The sequence below is a fragment of the Pseudomonas sp. Bc-h genome (genome assembly GCF_002080045.1).
Lineage (GTDB): Bacteria > Pseudomonadota > Gammaproteobacteria > Pseudomonadales > Pseudomonadaceae > Aquipseudomonas.
This window is the reverse complement of sequence record NZ_MUIN01000001.1, coordinates 451,984-465,275: the sequence shown is the minus strand read 5'-3', so window position 1 is coordinate 465,275 and position 13,292 is coordinate 451,984. Positions and strand designations below refer to the sequence as shown.

Sequence of the window (13,292 nt, the reverse complement as noted above, 5' to 3'; positions counted from 1 at the left end):
TCAGTCACTCCCGCACAACCGGCAACGCAATGCGAAAGCACGCCCCTTCGCTGGAGTTGCTGACGCTCAACCGCCCGCCCATCTGCTCGACGATGCCATAGCTCACCGACAACCCGAGCCCTGTGCCGACACCCACCGGTTTGGTGGTGAAGAACGGCTCGAAAATGCGCTCCAGCAGGCGCGGATCGATGCCACCGCCGTTGTCTTCGACGATCAGCCAGACACTCTGCTCGTCCTGCTCCACGTGAAGGGCGATCCAGGGTTCGAAGTCGCGATTCTTTTCGCGTTTTGCGAGCAACGCATCGCGCGCATTGACCATCAGGTTGATCAGCACCTGCTCCAGCTGATCCACATGCCCGCGCACCTGCACGCGAGCGCCCGGCTCACCAATCTTCAGCTCCACGCCCTTGCCCCTCATGCCTTCGCTGAGCATGTTCAGGGTGCCGTCCACGGCGTCGATGGGGTCGAATAATTGCTGCTCGATTTCCGAGCGTCGACCGAACACGCGCATATGGTTCACAACCCTTGCTGCGCGCTGCACCTGGGCGTCGATGCGGTTGAGTTTTTCGGTCAGGTAGTCGACCTCGACGTCGCCGTTGCTCAGGCGCTTGAGCACGTTGACCACCGCCATGCGCATGACGTTGAGCGGTTGATTGATCTCGTGGGCCAGCCCCGTTGCCATCTCACCGAGGGTGGCCATTTTCGCGCTCTGATTGAGCTGCATGCGGGTGCGGCGGATTTCCGTGTTGTCGCGGCCCACCGCCTGAATCTCGATCAGCTTGCCGCTGTCGTCGAATACCCCGCGATCAGCCCAGATCCACCAGGCGTGTTCGCGGCCCGGCAGCTCCAGACAGATTTCCGCGGTGCTCATCGGCGCCTCGGGCGTCAACTCGTCGATGCGCCGCACAAACGCCTCTTTCTGCTCGGCAGAGAACCACTCGCCCAGATTGATGCCCGGCAGTTGCGCCGGGGTGCAGTCCAGATAGTCAGCGAGCGGGCGGTTGCCGAAATTGAGTATCAAATCCGGCGTGTAGCGGCAGATCATCGCGGGGGAGTCTTCCACCAGAATCCGGTAGCGCTCCTCGCTCTCACGTACGCGTTCGGTGGCCTGGGTCGCTTCGGTGACATCGAGCCACAGCCCCACCGCTTCCACCGGCATGCCAAGATCGTCACGCAGCAGCCGCGCCTCATCGAGCAACCAGTGGTATTCACCCTTTTTGTCACGCAGGCGGTAACGGCAACTGACCACGCCTTCACGCAGCAACTGGCGCGTGCGCTGAAACCAGATATCGCGGTCGTCGGGGTGAATGTACTGGGTGAGCAAGCCGTCGGCGCACTCGGCCTGGCTCCAGCCCAGCAGGGGGGTGAGGCTGGCGCTGAAAAACGAGGGCTCGAGGCTGCCCTGGTCATATTCCAGGACGTAGATCACCGCAGGCGAACTGGCGATCAGATTATCGAGCCGAGCATGAGCGGCAGCCGCTTCGGTCTCCTGATTCTTGATGTCGCTGACGTCGAGCATGAAGCCCAGCACCCGCCGTGTCTGGCCGCTGACCAACACCTGCCCCTGAATGCGCAGCCACACCGACGCTTGCGTCGAATCAGTCTGCAGCAACCTCACACAGGCGAGCATCGCCGTCCCATGACCGCGTAGCAGGGCGAGGCGGCTTTCCAGCTCATGGCGGTCTGCCGGGTGGATCAATTGCAGCCATGTTGCCAACGGCAGCACATCGCTGGTTTCCGGAAAACCAAGGGTGCGCGCCAGTTGCGGCGCCAGCTGCACCTCGTCGGTATCGGGCAGCAATTCCCACCAGCCGGTACCGAGCAAATCCTGAAGTACCGCCAGCCGCTCAAGCTGATGACGATGGGCCTGATCGGCGTGACGGTACAGAATCGGCCCCGCCAGCGCCGAGCAAAGGTTCATCCACTCCCGGTCCCCCAATTCAGGCACCTGCTGCGCTGCGTCGTAAAACCCGAAGAGTAACCAGGCCTTGACCGAGCCTTCCTTGTGGTGCGGCAACAGAAACCCTTCGGCATTGCCGAACGCGCTTTGCAGATGGACCAGATGACTGGGAGCGCTGAAGTCGATTTGATGAGTGACAGTGCCGTTCAGCGAATCCAGGTCAGTGCCAAGCCGCTGCCCGTCCTGCCATAGCTGCGGCGCGGTGTGCGCGTTGTAGTGCGCGTAAATTCGCCAGCCTGCGCCGCCAGGTTCGGCAAGCGCCAGCGCCAGGCAAGGCACGCGATACTGCTGCGCCAGCTCTTCCAGTTGATCGGCTGTCACGGCCTGCAGTCGTTCGACGTGACAACCCCGGACCTTCTCGGCGATTTGCCCGGCCAGGCGCAGGCACTGCTGTCGGCTCTGAGCGGCGTTGGCCTCCTCCATCAGGTCGCCGATGTCCAGCAACTGCAGCAGCCAGCTTTCGCCTTGAGCCTGCACCCAGCCACGGGTATGTAGCACGTGACCATTTGACCGTTTGAAATCCAGATCCAGCATGTGCCCCAGCCAGTCCTGCGGCGCACCCTCCACCACCATCGCGCTGCTGGGCATCAGGTAACCCAGCAGACGCTGGGGCGGCACCAGCGCCGCCGAAATCCCCAATGCGCGGCGCAATGGTTTGCTGATGCTGTTCACGCGGCCCTCCTCGTCCAGCTGCATGTGCCAGTCGGCGCTCACAGGCGCAGGTTCCGCGAGCAGAGGCTGTGGCTCGGATGGCGCATCAACGCGGCCGAGCCAGCGATTGAGAATCTCGTTCTTAAGGGGCAAGTTGCAGGCTCGCTTCGGCAGTGAGGTAGGTCGGCAGATTCGGGACGTCCCCGATCACGGGCAATGTCAGAACAGGCAAAACCTGTGTCAGCTTGCTTTTGGGGTAATCGATACGAACCTTGATGAGCTTGCCGTCGAAGGAAACCGTGGCGTCAGACGCAACGTTGAATGCCAACGAGGTGGGCATCCACGACAACTGGCTGGTCAAGGCTGCCTTGGCCTGGGCAGGGACCCGGGTCAGATAATCGTTTGCGCTGGGGCTGATCGCGACGCTCTGCCGCACCGCTTCGGCGGTGGCGTTATTGAACGATTGCATCAGCAGCAGCGGCAGGCTGTAGGTAACCAGGGCATAGAAAACGGCGAAGAAAATCACGAACACCAGCGCAAACTCGATGGCGGCCGCGCCTGTTTGTCTGGAGGGGGAAAAATTGTGCGGGATCCTTCGCATGCCGACGTCTACCCTGACAGTGCTACCGTGCATGGAGCATAGATTCTTTCCGGAAAACAGGACGTTTTTTACCCAATGAATTTACTTTTCCTGCTGCTTTGGTTTGCCGTTTGTGCCGATCAGGACGCCCGGTGCAGAAGGGTTTCCAACTGGCTGACATTGGGCGGCGGGCTGTTCGCTCTCGCCTACCTGCTGATCAACGGCAGCAGTTGGTTGAACGCCGCTTCGCAGCAGGCGTGGTGGGCGGTGGGGCTGGCGCTGTTGATGACGTTGCCGGGTTATGCGCTGAACAGGCTGGGCGCAGGCGATGTGAAGCTGCTGATTGCAGTGGCGCTGGCCAGCGACCCTCTGCACATCCTGGGGACGTTCATCGGGGCGGGAGTCGCCAGTTTGCTCTGGCTGATAGCGCGTCAAAAAATCTGGCCCCATGTGGCTCAGCCACTTAGGCGCCGCTACCCAAACCTCGCACCCGAAACGTCAACCAAACAGCCTTTCGTACCCTTTCTGTTCCTGGGTTTTGCCGCCACAGCCTTCTGTCTTCAGTAGACGAAATGCCAGTTCACTCTATGTACATAGTTGGAAAGTGAGACTAGGTTTAGTCCTACGCCCGGACAGTGAAAGTCCTACCGTCGGAGCCATGAAAATTCCCATGGCGCCGGGCCTGGTTCAGCAGTCGTCGCAGCAGGGAGTAGCGAGTGAACAAGTATTCGGCAGTGAAAGTTCTGGTGGTTGACGATCAGCCGCTGATCGTCGATGAAATCAGTGAGTTTCTGGAGGGCAGCGGCTATCACTGCGTCCCTTGCTATTCGAGCCGTGAAGCGCTCGAACGATTCCGCGATGACAGCAGCGTAGCCATCGTGCTGTGCGACCTGGATATGCCAGGCCTGAACGGTATTGAACTGGTGGAAGCCATGAAGCTGCTGGCCGGCAAAAAGCGTATTTTCGAATCCATCATGCTGACCGGCAAAGCCGAGAAACAGGACGTGATCAAGGCCCTGCGCGCCGGCATCGCTGATTACTACCAGAAACCCGTCGACCTCAACGAACTGCTTCAGGGCGTGCAGCGTCAGGAAGAATCACTTGAAGAGCGGGTGAAAAACGTTCAGCACCTTGGCCATCTCAACGACAAACTGCAGTTTCTGGCGGCCTCCATCGACGACCTCTGCCAAGACCTCGACAAGTCGCGGCAGATCGTTCAACCCGCCGCTGCCGAGGGCGATGGTGAGTTCCAGATCCCGGCGATTTTCGAGCCACTTTCTCCCCGCCAACTGGACGTCGCCAAGCTGGTGAGCAAGGGCCAGACCAACTACCAGATCGCCTGCGAACTGGGCATCACCGAAAACACCGTGAAGCTGTATGTCTCACAAGTGCTGCGCCTGACCCACATGCACAACCGCACCCAACTGGCACTGGCGCTATCGCCGAACAATGCAGCGGCGCGAGGGCGTGTGACTGCGCATTGAAGTCTCATTTTCGAGTTTTCCACCGGTTGTAGCAGTCCGGCTTGCCGGCGGTTGCGCCCTCAGCATCGCCACTGCCGGCAAGCCGGACGGCTACCGGTCATGTTCAATGCACAGGCCGTTCATCAGTTCCCTCCCGAACTCCCGCTCGACACGTTGCCGCCCTTCTTCTGCTCATAAAAATCCGGAATCGGGTGCTGATAGCTGTCCAGCCAGCGCTGCATGCTCAGGTCACGCTCGATGGGGCTTGAGGGCTGCGGGACGCTGGACGCCGCCTTGCCACTGGCTTGCAGTTGCAACCAGGCTTCGGTCTGTTTCTGCGAAGGCGAGGACGGTCCCGGTTCGATGGCCCAGGCTGCACCGCTGACGAGAAATACGCAGACCCCGCTCAGCAAGATTCCGCTCATGGCTGTCTCCCTGCGACTACGGTTGGATCGACGACGGCGGCGACCCGGTCGGGTTTGACTCGCGTGCTGATGGGCGCGCTTTTGAGTTTGTCGGCGCGGGCCTGCGCATCGTTCACCTGATCGGGGGTCAGGCCTGTGCGCGAGACCAGTGCTGCCGCCTGGGTCCAGTCATCCTGGTAGATCAGCAGCGTCACCATGTTCAGCGCAGCCAGTGTGTCGGACTGCTTGAGTTCGATGGCGGTCAGGAACTGGAAGCGCGCCTGCTCAAGCTTCAGTTGATTGAGATAAACCACGCCAAGGTCGTTTCGAATTTTCTCGTCGGTGGGCGACAGCTTCACCGCCGCCTGCAGATGCGCCAAGGCCTGTTTGTTGTTTCCGCGCGCTGCCGCCAGTTGCCCGAGACCGTGCTCACCTTCGGCCGCCCGGCAGGTGCCCAGCAAGCTCTTGAACAACGGCTCGGCCTCACTGCTGCCCAACAGACGCAACACTCGCGCCTTGCGCAATCTCACCTCGGCGAGGTTCGGCGGCAGGCTTTCCAGATTTGCCAGGCTTGCGTGCAGACGGCCTTCGTCGGCCATGTCCTGGGCCATATTCAAGGCCAGTTCCTGATCCGAGGTGGGTTTTGCACAACTGACGCTAGTCGTTTGCGCCAGCCAAGGGGCGCTGCCGTCACTTGCACAACCGCTGAGCAGGACCAGCCCCAATACTGCGATCATTCCTTTCATGGGATCTCCCTAATGTGAACTCAGCGCCTTGCTGATGGCGATAAAACCCGGCCCAGCCAATACGATCAACAAAGCAGGAAACAGGAATACCATCATCACCACTGACATCTTCGCCGAGAGTTTGGAAATGTATTCCTGCAACCGGGTCAGGCGACGGTCATCGATCAACTGTTTTAGCGCCAACAGAGACTTCATCGCCCCGCCGCCCTGATGAATCAGCTGATTGAGGATCACGCAGGTGTCGGTGAACTCATCGACTGCGAGCAGGGCGGCGGCCTTGTTCAACTCATCACCCAACTCAAGGCCTGAATCAACACGCACCAGCATCACTCGCAACTCAGATGAAAGTACCGGCAGCAGTTGGCGTCCTTCGTTGCTCAAAACTCGCAATGCCTGTTCCACTGCCATGCCTGACTCGAACAGAATGCGCAGCAGGGGAATGAAGGTAGATATTTCAATCACCGCCCGTTTCTGTCGACGCGCAGCAGCGGCGGCAAGCGCACGCTTTGGGGCCAGATATCCCAACCCTAAAGCGAATGCCGGAGCCATGAACGGATACTTCAAGTCGTTGAAAAAAAGCATCTGAACCAACAGAACTAAACACACAGCGACGAGAGGCACGCCGATCTGGCATGCGGCAAACAGCGAACGCTGGCTTGAGCGACGCCACCCGATGCGGTTGAGCAGGATCTGTGTTTCGCTGTCCAGGCTGACCGAGCGCTGGCCGAACCGGCTGTCGCCTAGCACGCGCAACAGACTGCCGACGCGACTGTCGCGGGTAATCTCTCCTTGCAGGCGAGACATGATCTGGCGATCGCTGCGCCGCTGCCGGGCAACGGTCAATAGAAGGAGAAAACCTGCGGCTGCAAATAAGAGGACGCTGAGCAACAAGACCATTTCAAATACTCCGCAACATGCGCCATAGCGCCAGACAACCCAACGTCTGCATGGTGAACGCGACAAGCAAGATCTTGCGCCCCGAATCGTCGTTCCACATGTGCAACAGATAGGTCGGATTCACCACAAGAAAGTACCCCGCCATGCTCACAGGAAGCAGTGCGAGTACTACCGCTGTCATGCGCGTTTCCCCGGTCATTGCCCGAAGCTGGCGGGCGCCTTGTTCCCGTTCACGAACCACCCTGATAAGGTTTTCCAGTAGCTCGCTGGCGTTGCCGCCATATCGATGGTTGACGCGCAGGCCCAGTGCGAATAACTGAAACTCGTCGCGTTCATAGAGATCGGCAAAATCCTGCACCGCATCCGGAAGGGTGATACCCATTTGTACATTACGCCTGATTCGGGACATGGCTTCGCTAAGCGGGAAGCTTGCCGCGTCAATACTGTGCAGTACTGCGTCCCCCAGCGTACGTCCGGACTTCAGACTGCGCACGGTATGGTCCAGCAGTTGAGGTAATTGCTCGATCATCCGCCGCACCCGACGCTGATAACGGAAGCTAACGAAAAAACGCAGAAGTATCAGAGGCAACACAATCCCCAGCGCCAGACCAAACCATCCGTAGAGCAAATAACCCACGAGCACCGACCCCAGCCAGATCGACATGGCAAGCGGCAGGCGCTCTGTGGGTTTACCAAGGCCTGCGCGCAAAAACGCCCGCTCGACTCGTGCCAGCCCCGGCTTGGCAAAAGGCGCCTCGGGCTGCCCCAGCGACAGGCGGGTCATGATCCGTTCATTGGCGCCCTTGTTCAGCCCGCGATAGAACAGGTAGAGAGACATCCCCATCAGCAGCATGAAAATCAGTCCGAGGACGATGGCTCCTTTCACCTTGAACCTCCCTGTTCGCGCTCAGTAATCCAGCTGCCGAAGCTTGTCGCCCGCCGGGTTGATCGCTTCACGCAAAAAGCCAAAGCCGGTACGGCGGTCCAGACGGAACAGGGTGTTGGTGACGTACACGTCATCCCGCGTTCCGACCACCTCCACCACTTCGCTGACGCAGCGTCGACCATCGGGCATCCGGGTCAACTGGATGATCACGTCCAGCGCCGCGCAGATCATCTGACGCAGAGTCTTCTCGGCAATCTGTCGACCGGTCAGACCGACCAGTGTTTCCAGACGCAGCAACGCATCCTGCGCATTGTTGGCGTGGACGGTGCTCATGGAGCCGTCGTGACCGGTGTTCATCGCGGTCATCACATCCAGCACTTCCACGCCACGAATCTCGCCGAGAATGATCCGGTCCGGGCGCATCCGCAGGGCGTTGCGAATCAGGTCGCTGGCGCGCACTTCGCCATGCCCCTCGGCGTTGGGGGGGCGGGTTTCCAGACGCACTACATGGGGATGGCCGAGTTGCAGTTCGGCGACGTCTTCGATGGTCACCAACCGTTGCTGACTGTGAATCATCTGGCTGAGCACGTTGAGCATGGTGGTCTTGCCGGTGCCCGTGCCGCCGCTGATGAGGATGTTGCAACGCTTGCTGACGGCGCTTTCGAGGAAGTCATAGATCGGTTGGTCGATGGTCTGCATCGCCACCAGATCGGAGCTTTTGAGCATGTCCTTGCGAAACTTGCGGATCGACACACAGGGGCCGTCCAGCGCAATCGGCGGGATGATCGCGTTGACCCGACTGCCATCGGGCAAGCGCGCATCGACCATTGGCGAGGACTCATCCAGACGCCTGCCCAGGGGCGCGAGAATGCGTTGAATCACGCGCTCCACATGATGCGAATCGATGAAGCGCAGGTCGGAGTGATGCAGCACACCTTCGCGCTCGATGAACACCTTGTTCGGGCCATTGACCAGAATCTCGGTAACCGACTTGTCTCGCAGCAGGACCTCCAGCGGGCCGAAACCTGTGAGCTCGTCCACCAGCTCTTCGGCCAGGCGCTCCATCTCGTACCGGGAGATCGCCAGTCGCAGGCGGGCCACGTACTCCGCCACTTTGTCAGTGACGAACTGCGCCAGCGCCGGGCGTGTGCCTTCCAGCAGATTGCGCCCGCTCTCTTCAATGGCGTCGATGATGTAGCGATGCAGCACCAGTTTCAGGCCCTGCCCGTCACCACCGCTTTCGGCCGGACGAGACGACACGCCGAAGAGTTTTTCGCCTTTCATCTACTTGCGCCCCCACAACCGAGTGAGCCAGCCGCCGCCGGATTTTCCGGGGTCCTCGGACTGGGTGGCCAGACGCTCGCCGAGATTGCGCAGACCCGCGCTCAACGACTCTCGGGCCGACAGTTCGAACAGCGACAACCCCTGATTCTTGGCGTTCAGACGCAGCTCGGGGCTCAGCGGCAGCACCGCCATGGCGGGCAGGCCGAAGGTCTTTTCCAGGGTTTCGGAATTGGGCGTGACCTGGCGCAGGTATTTGTCCACCAACAGCCCCGCGTGTTGCAGCTTCAGGCCCTTCTCGCGCCACAGGTTGAGAATCGCCAGATTGCGTCGGCACTCGATGACGTTCTGGTTCACGTACCACAGCAACTGGTCGCAATGGGCGACGAAGGTCCGCAGCGACTCGCTGTCCGGCTGGCCCACCAGATTCACCACCACATGTTGAAAGTGCTGACGCAAGGCGCTGAGCAGCATGTACAGCTCGGCAGCACTGGTGTGCTCCAGCGACATGTCGTCGTCGGCGTAGGCCAGAATGCGCAGCTGGCTGGGGTGAACGGTGAAGGCACTGTCGATCAGCGTTGAGTCGAGTCGCCGCAGGTGGCGCACTGCGTCGCCGAAATTGAATGAAGCCTCCAGACTCAGCATTGCCAGGCTATCGCCACGGGGCAAGCCCAGATCCAGCAACAACGTCCGCTGACCTTTCTGCTGGGCGACCAACGCCAGATGGGCCGAGACCAACGCGCCGTCGCCATCGCTTTGGGCACCATAGAGAACGGTCAGGCCGCCCATGTTCGGATTGGGTGCCACCGCGGGCAGACGCTTGCTCAGGCGCCGGACCAGCCCGGCGACTTCACTGGAACGCGAACCATAGGCGACAAAATCCCGCGCACCGGCACGCATCGCATTCAGTACAAGCTGATTGTCCATGCCGTCGCCCAAGGCCACGATGGCCAGCATCGGCTTGGCCTCCAGCGCACCTTCGATCAACGCGCTCTGGTTCATCAGGTGTTCGCGATCAAGCCCGACGAACACCACGCTGGCGAAGGTCACGTCCACCAGCGCGAGCAGTTCATCCAGGCTGCCAGTGCCGGCGCTGACCACCTGACCCAACGGCGCCAGTGCGCCCTGCAGCCATTCCAGGTCAGTGGTGTTGCGGGTGATGGCCAGAAAGGTCTGGCTCAGGCTAGGTCCCTGGCTCATTGCGATAACCCGCTACGGCGGTCGAAATTGCCGTTTTCAAGGAAGTACATCTTCAGGAAGTTCGGATCGTAATTACGCAGGCTTTCGCCCGGCAGCGCGGGCAGCGGCGCGTTGGCGGCCAGTGGCTGAACCAGATGCGGGGTGACGATCATCAGCAGCTCGCGCTCGTCACGGTTGATCTGTGAACTGCGAAACAATGCCCCGAGAATCGGGATGTCACCCAGGCCCGGAAACTTGTCCACCGAGGCAATGTTGCTGGTGTTGATCAGGCCACTGATCACGAAACTTTCGCCATCGGCCAGGGACACGCTGGTGTCGGTGCGGCGCACGTTCAGCGCGGGGACTGTGGTGCCAGCGATGGTCACGCCAGCGGTGAAATCCAGCTCACTGACCTCGGGTGCAACCTTCAAGGCGATGCGATTTCGCCCCACCACCGTCGGCGTCAGCGTGAGGCGCACGCCGTATTCCTTGTACTCGATGGAGATGCCGTTGCCTTCGCCATTGGGCACCGGCACCGGGAACTCGCCTCCCGCCAGAAAACTTGCGCTCTGCCCGCTCAACGCCACCAGGCTTGGTCGCGCCAGGGTATAGGCGAAGCCGCTGCTTTCCATGGCGTTGAGCATGCCCAGCACCTTACTGCTGCCACCGCCCCAGACGATGTTGAAATTATTGTTGTTCAGCGGGATCGCCGGCCGCGTGCCGCCCACCGTGCCTGGCGTTACGGTCACGCCCGGTACGGTGCCAGGTGAGCCAAACAGGAAGTTGTTCGAGCCCCTGCCGAAGATCGAAGTGCTCGCCTCTTTCAGCTTGGTGCGGCTGACTTCCACAAAGCGAATATCGGTCTGTACCTGGCTCGGCAACAGCGGATCTTCGGAGGGCGGCAACAGCGCGTCGGTCATCCCCGTTTTGGCAGCGCCACGCACGAAGACCATGCTTTGCCGGGGCGAGGTCGAGCAACTGGTCCACACCATCAGGCTGGTGGTGCCCGGTGCCACGCCGGTCAACAGAAAGCCGCCGTTGTCGTCGCCATTGACGTGCACGTCCGCGATCTTCGGATCGCCGACAGCCAGCCGTGTGATTGCCACAGACGAGCGAATATCCTGCTGTACGCCCTGGCCGATCTCCAGAGCGGCAGGCATGGCCGCAAGCGATGCGCACCCGCCCGGAGCCGCCACTGCACAGCCCTGATACAGACCGGCGGACAGCAACCCCAACACGATACGGTTCAACACCGGCTTCAAACGGTTACTCATGAATGTGCAGTCCTTGCTCGATCAGGGGGTTTGCTGCGTGACCTGGTTGCCGCGAATGACATCAATCGGCCGCACCGTGCGCGGCGCGCTGCCGCCGACCGGCGTGCTGCGTCCGCCGCCCACGCTCAACTGGTTGTAGTGGGTGACGTTGCGGCTGGTGGTATCCAGCTGCTGGGCAATGTCCGAGTCGCCTGCCCAGTAGCGCTCCAGATTCTTTTCCTCGGCACTGCGCACAGCCAGACGCAGGGGGCCCGCCTGGGTCGCCAGCATCAAGCGGTTGAGGAGTTTTTCCGGAACGGCGACGACCACGCTGCGAGCGCTGCTTCTGAGCTTTTGCTGTTGCGCACGTTCTTCGCGGCTGATGCCCTGATCGTCCTGCCCCTGATTCACAGGCCCCATCAGCGCGCCAACGCTGAGCACCCTCAGCGCGGGCACCACGGTCTGCGCGCTGCGATCGGTGCTGGCCTGATCCGGCGGCAGGTAGAGCAGCACGTCTACATAATCGCCAGGGCTCAACTGGCCGCCAGCACCGATGATTTCATCGATCGACAATGCCAGCGCACGTTCACCGGGACGAATCATCCGGGCCAGCGTGCCACCGGCTTCGAAGCTGCTTTCAGTCAACCATGTCCCGGCCGCAAGAGTCCGCCAGGACATGCGACCGACCGCATCTTCGGGTTTGTCGAAACTGCCGGGAGGCGCGACTTTCAGACGCTCGACGATCAGGTCATCGGCTTTGATGGGTGCGTAGGCGGGAAGGTCTTTGGCGAGCACCAGCACAGGCTGGCGGGTGGGGTCTTCCATCGGCTTTTCGGCCACGGGAGGCGCAGCGACCGGCGTTTCGGTCTGAGTGACAGGGGCGACAGGAGCAGGCGCCGGCTGACGACTCAGGACCAGACCCCAATACCCGGCGAACAACGCCCCCAGCAAAAAAAGCACAGCGAGTCCCATCGTGACGCGACTGCTCATTACGGCCTCCCATGCCCGACTACAACCTCGAAAACGTTACGAGACAACCTGTCATTCAGGTGGCTGTGAACATTCATCCTTTTCGCTATATGAAGGTAGTCGACGTCATCCAAAACGCCATCAGTCGTGGGAAATTTCACCTAATTACATTCGTTCGAAGGGCCGACACTGATTGCGCTGCCGCCCGACACTAATACTTTCTGATTAATGCTTTCTTGTGATTGTGGAGTGGCGAAATGGGGTCAATGCTGTGGGTACGAAGGATTGTCAAACGCTGTATACGCGTAACGGCGCTTACTCAGCGCAAAGGAGAAGTCAGATGTTCCTCACTTACCTGTCAGTGTTACTTCGTCGCTTCGTCAAAAACGAAGAGGCGGCTTCCGCCATCGAATACGCAGTCATTGTCGCCATGGTTGCGCTTGTGCTGTTCGCGATGATCACGCCAATGGGCGATGCCATCAAAGGCCGGTTCAATGAAATCATCACGGCCCTCGGCGGAGAGGCGGCAGATTAGCTCCAATCGCCTGCTCGCCATCTGATCAACTAGCCAAGGTCGTATCAATGCCCGCCCCCACACGCCAACAACTACTGCTCGTTGACGACGAAGAGGACGCCAACGAAGAGCTCGCCGAACTGCTCGAAGGCGAGGGTTTCTGCTGCTTCACCGCCCCCTCGGTAAAGGCGGCGTTGAAGCTGCTGACCGAGCACCCGGACATTGCGCTGGTGATCACCGATCTGCGGATGCCGGAAGAAAGCGGCATCTCGCTGATCAAGCGCCTGCGCGAGCACACGTCACGCCAGCACCTGCCGGTGATCGTCACCTCGGGCCACGCCGACATGGAGGATGTCAGCGATTTGCTACGCCTGCAGGTGCTGGATCTCTTCCGCAAACCCATCTACCACGTCCGTCTGCTGGAAACCCTCAACAACCTCTTTCCAGAACCGAAGGTGTACAAGGTCGGCCAATAACAGCCGCGCCCTGACGCTCGATTGACTCCCGTT

14 protein-coding genes are annotated in these 13,292 nt (G+C 60.5%); 4 read left to right on the top strand and 10 right to left on the bottom strand.

What is annotated here, in order from left to right; translation table 11 throughout:
* Positions 1-4: 4 nt before the first annotated feature.
* Both BWR59_RS02000 and BWR59_RS01995 read right to left on the bottom strand, forming a co-directional pair.
* Positions 5-2,764, bottom strand: coding sequence for a PAS domain-containing sensor histidine kinase (locus BWR59_RS02000; protein WP_081563963.1), 2,760 nt, complete (start codon positions 2,762-2,764; stop codon positions 5-7).
* A complete protein-coding gene (locus tag BWR59_RS01995; RefSeq protein WP_081564001.1) occupies positions 2,754-3,212 on the bottom strand; it encodes a TadE family protein in 459 nt (152 codons plus the stop codon). Before BWR59_RS01995 ends, BWR59_RS02000 begins: the two co-directional genes overlap by 11 nt.
* Positions 3,213-3,287: 75 nt before the next feature.
* Between BWR59_RS01995 and BWR59_RS01990 the strand changes: the two genes are divergently transcribed.
* Both BWR59_RS01990 and BWR59_RS01985 read left to right on the top strand, forming a co-directional pair.
* Complete coding sequence (locus BWR59_RS01990; protein WP_081563962.1) at positions 3,288-3,758, top strand: prepilin peptidase; 471 nt, start codon at positions 3,288-3,290, stop codon at positions 3,756-3,758.
* A 149-nt stretch (positions 3,759-3,907) separates the two neighbouring features.
* The gene (locus tag BWR59_RS01985; protein WP_081563961.1) at positions 3,908-4,675 is read left to right on the top strand and encodes a response regulator transcription factor; all 768 of its coding nucleotides are present in this window, start codon (positions 3,908-3,910) and stop codon (positions 4,673-4,675) included.
* A 122-nt stretch (positions 4,676-4,797) separates the two neighbouring features.
* Here the strand turns inward: BWR59_RS01985 and BWR59_RS01980 are convergent, their stop codons facing one another.
* The 8 genes from BWR59_RS01980 to cpaB are packed head-to-tail and all read right to left on the bottom strand — an operon-like array spanning position 4,798 to position 12,290.
* A complete protein-coding gene (locus BWR59_RS01980; RefSeq protein ID WP_081563960.1) occupies positions 4,798-5,079 on the bottom strand; it encodes a DUF3613 domain-containing protein in 282 nt (93 codons plus the stop codon).
* On the bottom strand, positions 5,076-5,804 hold the full coding sequence (locus BWR59_RS01975; protein WP_081563959.1) for a tetratricopeptide repeat protein: 729 nt from the start codon (positions 5,802-5,804) through the stop codon (positions 5,076-5,078). The genes BWR59_RS01980 and BWR59_RS01975 overlap by 4 nt, the downstream gene beginning before the upstream one ends.
* A 9-nt stretch (positions 5,805-5,813) precedes the next feature.
* Positions 5,814-6,701 carry a type II secretion system F family protein gene (locus tag BWR59_RS01970; RefSeq protein ID WP_081563958.1) on the bottom strand — a complete coding sequence of 296 codons (888 nt, stop codon included), beginning with the start codon at positions 6,699-6,701 and terminating at the stop codon, positions 5,814-5,816.
* A 1-nt stretch (position 6,702) separates the two neighbouring features.
* Positions 6,703-7,587 carry a type II secretion system F family protein gene (locus BWR59_RS01965; RefSeq protein ID WP_143490736.1) on the bottom strand — a complete coding sequence of 295 codons (885 nt, stop codon included), beginning with the start codon at positions 7,585-7,587 and terminating at the stop codon, positions 6,703-6,705.
* A 21-nt stretch (positions 7,588-7,608) separates the two neighbouring features.
* Positions 7,609-8,871: a CpaF family protein gene (locus tag BWR59_RS01960; RefSeq protein WP_081563957.1), complete on the bottom strand. Its 1,263-nt coding sequence runs from the start codon at positions 8,869-8,871 to the stop codon at positions 7,609-7,611.
* The gene (locus BWR59_RS01955) at positions 8,872-10,068 is read right to left on the bottom strand and encodes a pilus assembly protein (protein ID WP_081563956.1); all 1,197 of its coding nucleotides are present in this window, start codon (positions 10,066-10,068) and stop codon (positions 8,872-8,874) included.
* On the bottom strand, positions 10,065-11,321 hold the full coding sequence (locus BWR59_RS01950) for a type II and III secretion system protein family protein (protein ID WP_081563955.1): 1,257 nt from the start codon (positions 11,319-11,321) through the stop codon (positions 10,065-10,067). Before BWR59_RS01950 ends, BWR59_RS01955 begins: the two co-directional genes overlap by 4 nt.
* Before the next feature lie 21 nt (positions 11,322-11,342).
* Positions 11,343-12,290 (bottom strand): Flp pilus assembly protein CpaB, encoded by a 948-nt coding sequence (gene cpaB / locus BWR59_RS01945; protein WP_081563954.1) that lies wholly within the window; start codon positions 12,288-12,290, stop codon positions 11,343-11,345.
* A 319-nt stretch (positions 12,291-12,609) separates the two neighbouring features.
* Here cpaB and BWR59_RS01940 point away from each other — a divergent pair, with 319 nt between their 5' ends.
* On the top strand, positions 12,610-12,804 hold the full coding sequence (locus BWR59_RS01940) for a Flp family type IVb pilin (RefSeq protein ID WP_081563953.1): 195 nt from the start codon (positions 12,610-12,612) through the stop codon (positions 12,802-12,804).
* 47 nt (positions 12,805-12,851) lie between these two features.
* Entirely contained in the window at positions 12,852-13,259 is a 408-nt protein-coding gene (locus BWR59_RS01935) for a response regulator (RefSeq protein ID WP_081563952.1), read from the top strand.
* The last annotated feature ends 33 nt before the right edge of the window (positions 13,260-13,292 follow it).

Bases quoted from the DNA above. Each gene is read 5' to 3' on its own strand.
- BWR59_RS01995 (WP_081564001.1), bottom strand. From the start codon at position 3,212: ATGCGAAGGATCCCGCACAATTTTTCCCCCTCCAGACAAACAGGCGCG.
- BWR59_RS01990 (WP_081563962.1), top strand. From the start codon at position 3,288: ATGAATTTACTTTTCCTGCTGCTTTGGTTTGCCGTTTGTGCCGATCAG.
- BWR59_RS01980 (WP_081563960.1), bottom strand. From the start codon at position 5,079: ATGAGCGGAATCTTGCTGAGCGGGGTCTGCGTATTTCTCGTCAGCGGT.
- BWR59_RS01975 (WP_081563959.1), bottom strand. From the start codon at position 5,804: ATGAAAGGAATGATCGCAGTATTGGGGCTGGTCCTGCTCAGCGGTTGT.
- BWR59_RS01970 (WP_081563958.1), bottom strand. From the start codon at position 6,701: ATGGTCTTGTTGCTCAGCGTCCTCTTATTTGCAGCCGCAGGTTTTCTC.
- BWR59_RS01960 (WP_081563957.1), bottom strand. From the start codon at position 8,871: ATGAAAGGCGAAAAACTCTTCGGCGTGTCGTCTCGTCCGGCCGAAAGC.
- BWR59_RS01955 (WP_081563956.1), bottom strand. From the start codon at position 10,068: ATGAGCCAGGGACCTAGCCTGAGCCAGACCTTTCTGGCCATCACCCGC.
- BWR59_RS01950 (WP_081563955.1), bottom strand. From the start codon at position 11,321: ATGAGTAACCGTTTGAAGCCGGTGTTGAACCGTATCGTGTTGGGGTTG.
- cpaB (WP_081563954.1), bottom strand. From the start codon at position 12,290: ATGAGCAGTCGCGTCACGATGGGACTCGCTGTGCTTTTTTTGCTGGGG.
- BWR59_RS01940 (WP_081563953.1), top strand. From the start codon at position 12,610: ATGTTCCTCACTTACCTGTCAGTGTTACTTCGTCGCTTCGTCAAAAAC.
- BWR59_RS01935 (WP_081563952.1), top strand. From the start codon at position 12,852: ATGCCCGCCCCCACACGCCAACAACTACTGCTCGTTGACGACGAAGAG.